Here is a 2,316-nt window from a genome sequence, read left to right as displayed (position 1 = left end):
CAGCAGGAGGAGCGCGGGGTGTGCGCCGGCGGCGACGAGATCGGCGACGGCCGTCTTCGGGTCCTTGCCGGTGACGAGCGATTCGCCGACGAGGACCGCGTCCGCGCCGTCGTTGGCGTAGGCGATCAGGTCGTGCGGCCCGCGGACGCCCGACTCCGCGATCTTGACGATGTGGTCAGGGATCTCAGGCGCGATGCGGGAGAAGTTGCCGCGGTCCACTTCGAGGGTCTTGAGGTTGCGGGCGTTGATCCCGATGATCCGCGCACCGGCGTCGAGGGCCCGCTGGGCCTCCTCCTCGTCGTGCGCCTCGACCAGGGGGGTCAGCCCGATCGACTCGGCCCGCTCGATCAGCGAGACCAGCGCCTCCTGCTCCAGCGCGGCGACGATGAGCAGCACCACGTCCGCACCGTGCGCGCGGGCCTCCCACAGCTGGTAGGCGGAGAAGACGAAGTCCTTGCGCAGCACCGGGATGTCGATCTTGGCCCGTACGGAGTCGAGGTCGGCCAGCGAACCGCCGAAGCGCCGCTGCTCCGTGAGGACGGAGACCACGGCGGCGCCGCCCGCCTCGTAGTCCGCGGCGAGCCCGGCCGGGTCGGCGATCGCGGCCAGTGCCCCCTTCGAGGGGCTGGACCGCTTGACCTCGCAGATGACCTTGACACTGTCGCCCTTCAGCGCAGCCACGCCGTCCTTGGCGGCGGGGGCAGCCGCGGCGCGCTCCTTGAGTTCGTCGAGGCTGACGCGCGCCTGCCGCTCGGCAAGGTCCTCACGCACACCTTCGATGATCTCGTCGAGCACACTCACGCGAGCGGCCTCCTTCTGGCTGGATCCGGGCTCCGCGAAGGACGCGGGGCTATGGGCAGATCGGGCAGTGTGATGCTATCGGGCGGGAGCCGGAGGTCTCGCATCCGGTTGGCCTGAATTTCTCGTTTCGGACAAATCGCCCAGCCCTCGATGGTTCCGGGTGGGCCGCCGTCACGGGGCGAGCGCGGCTCCCCACGGCAGATTCCGTACGACCGTGAAGGCCAGTGCCAGGGCTCCCAGCACCCACCAGTGCGGGCTCCGCAGCGGCACGGTCACCGGCTGGGAACGCAACACCCGCACGATCCAGAAGACCACGAAGGCTGCGAAGAGAGCGAATCCGGCCACCGCGAGCGCGTTCGCCCCCACCGCGGCCGCCAGGTCGCCGTGTGCGACCGCGTGCGCGCTGCGCAGGCCGCCACAGCCGGGGCAGTAGATGCCCGTGAAGTGCAGCAGGGGGCAGACCGGATAGTGGCCGGGCTCCCCTGGGTCGACGGCGCCGACATACACGAAAGCCGCGCCGACGGCCGCGAGGGCTCCGAACGGCGCGGCGAGGCGGGACGCCGGCACACCGGGCCGGCGTCTCGCGGGTACAGGCTCGTGCCGGGTCAGGAGGACTGCTCCTGCGGCTGCGCCGTACGGGCGGCCGGCTTCGACTGGCCGAGCCCCGCGGCCCGCATCAGCAGCCCGACGACGCCGCCGGCAGCGGTCACGACAAGACCCGCCACGAAGCCGACCGGCTGAGCCAGAACCATGAAGATTCCGGCGACGCAGATGCCGATGAAGACGATCGTGACGCCCGTCCACGCCGCCCAGGTGTGACCGTGGCTGTTGCCCGCCATGTGTGCTCCTCGTAGTTCAACCGATCTTCAACCGGCCGGGCCGCGCGGGCCCGATCCCCGACCATTCTCCCCCTCGCCCGCGAAGAGCCCGAGTCAGGGGTGGGCACCGGCGGATCAGGCGGTGCTTCCCTCTGCACCTCCCGGGCGGGCGGGGGGCGTGCCGCCGGTGGGGTCCTCGCCGCGGTCCAACGCCTTCCACAGATCCTCGGGCCGGTCGGGGTCCACCGGCGCGGGGGCGCTGCGCGGCCGGCGAGGGGTGCGCTCGTAGCGTCCGCTCCCGGACATCGACGGCCAGGCCGGCCCGTACCGAACGGACAGCGCTCCTGCGAGCAGCAGCAGCGCACCGCCCACCGCGGAGACGTACGGCCACGCACTGACGTGCACCGCCTCGATGCCGCTGTGCGCCAGACCGCTGGCCTTGGCGGCCTTGTCGGCGAGCGGCGCGCTGTCGTCGGCGCTGAGCAGCGTGGACGTGAGGGCGCCGGCGCCGCACATGGTGAGCAGCCCGGCGACCAGGGCGCGGCTCTTGCGCTTGACGGCGAACACCGCGACGAGAGCGGCCAGTCCGACGAGCGCGAGCGCGCTGGGAAGTCCGGTGACGTCGCTGCCCTTCGCCTTCACGGGCAGCTCGCCCTGGGCGAAGGAGGCCGTCGAATGACTCCACACCTGCCCGCCC

Annotated in this window: 4 protein-coding genes; all 4 read right to left on the bottom strand. The window is 72.2% G+C overall.

All coding sequences use genetic code 11. The features are described 5' to 3' along the window. On the bottom strand, positions 1 to 801 hold an 801-nt coding region (gene trpC / locus H5J26_RS30320), incomplete at its 3' end, for an indole-3-glycerol phosphate synthase TrpC (RefSeq protein WP_181769158.1). Positions 802 to 972: 171 nt separating this feature from the next. Continuing rightward, the gene (locus H5J26_RS30315) at positions 973 to 1,410 is read right to left on the bottom strand and encodes a DUF2752 domain-containing protein (RefSeq protein ID WP_181769159.1); all 438 of its coding nucleotides are present in this window, start codon (positions 1,408 to 1,410) and stop codon (positions 973 to 975) included. After that, a complete protein-coding gene (locus H5J26_RS30310) occupies positions 1,407 to 1,640 on the bottom strand; it encodes an HGxxPAAW family protein (RefSeq protein WP_181769157.1) in 234 nt (77 codons plus the stop codon). Before H5J26_RS30310 ends, H5J26_RS30315 begins: the two co-directional genes overlap by 4 nt. A gap of 114 nt (positions 1,641 to 1,754) precedes the next feature. Continuing rightward, positions 1,755 to 2,316 (bottom strand): TIGR02234 family membrane protein (locus H5J26_RS30305; RefSeq protein WP_181769156.1); only part of this gene is annotated, 562 nt, incomplete at its 5' end.

The sequence above is a fragment of the Streptomyces albidus (ex Kaewkla and Franco 2022) genome (assembly GCF_013870515.1).
Classification (GTDB): Bacteria; Actinomycetota; Actinomycetes; order Streptomycetales; family Streptomycetaceae; genus Streptomyces; species Streptomyces albidus.
This window is presented reverse-complemented; position numbering and strand designations above follow the sequence as displayed.